The following is a 986-nucleotide window of genomic DNA, read 5'->3' on the forward strand; positions in this document are numbered from 1 at the left end:
ACCGCGCGCGCGGTCACCGTCCGGCAGGTCGAGCGGGAGCGCTGGTCGGCGTCCGAGCTGGCGCACGCGGTGCCCGCGGGACACGCGGTGCTGTCGCTGACGAACGTCAAGGGCGAGCACGCGCCTCCGCTCCTGGTGGACCTGCGGGAGTGAGCGGCCCCGGCCGCCGGGGACCGTACGGTGAGGCAGAATCGACACAGGTCGTTCATACGCGGCGGCCAAAAGATCACCGTTCTCGCACACCCGACCGCCGAACCGAAGGCACACCGCCCCGATGCCCCCGACGCTCGCCTCGCTCGTCCACCACTCCGCGCTCAAACTGACCGTGCGCGCGGGGGAGGACCGCCTCGACGCGCCCGTCCGCTGGGCGCACGCCAGCGAGCTCGCCGACCCCGTGCCGTACATGGAGGGCGGCGAGCTGCTCCTGATCACCGCGCTGAAGCTCGACGCGGAGGACCGGGAGGCGATGCGCCGCTACGTGAGGCGGCTGGCCGGCGCGGGCGTGGTCGGACTCGGCTTCGCCGTCGGCGTCCACTACGACGACATCCCCGAGGCGCTCGTCGAGGCCGCGCGCGAGGAGGGGCTGCCGCTGCTGGAGGTGCCGCGCCGCACCCCGTTCCTCGCCATCAGCAAGGCCGTGTCCGCCGCGATCGCCGCCGACCAGTACCGCGCGGTCACCGCCGGCTTCGCCGCCCAGCGGGAACTCACCCGGCAGACCCTCACCGACGGCCCCGAGGGCCTGCTCGCCGCCCTTGCCTCCCAGGTCGACGGGTGGGCCGCCCTGTACGACGCCTCCGGCGCGGTCGTCGCCGCCGCACCCGACTGGGCCGGCCGCCGCGCCGCCCGGCTGACCGCGGAGGTCACCCGGCTGCGCGAGCGGCCCGCCCCCGCCTCCTCGGTGGTGGCCGGACCGGAGAACGAGGACCGCGTCGAGCTGCACTCCCTCGGCACCGGGCGGCGCCCCCGCGCCGCCCGGTGCCGAGGGA

General features: G+C 76.2%; 1 protein-coding gene and 1 pseudogene. Both read left to right on the plus strand.

Annotated features, from left to right (window positions below):
- Positions 1-153 (plus strand): annotated as a pseudogene (locus CCN29_RS35235) (ATP-binding protein); the annotation flags it as partial.
- Positions 154-274: 121 nt separating this feature from the next.
- Positions 275-986, plus strand: a 712-nt coding sequence (locus CCN29_RS34510) for a PucR family transcriptional regulator ligand-binding domain-containing protein (protein ID WP_442538708.1), incomplete at its 3' end; no start/stop codon positions are given.

The organism is Streptomyces pseudogriseolus, assembly GCA_002154585.1.
Classification (GTDB): domain Bacteria; phylum Actinomycetota; class Actinomycetes; order Streptomycetales; family Streptomycetaceae; genus Streptomyces; species Streptomyces pseudogriseolus.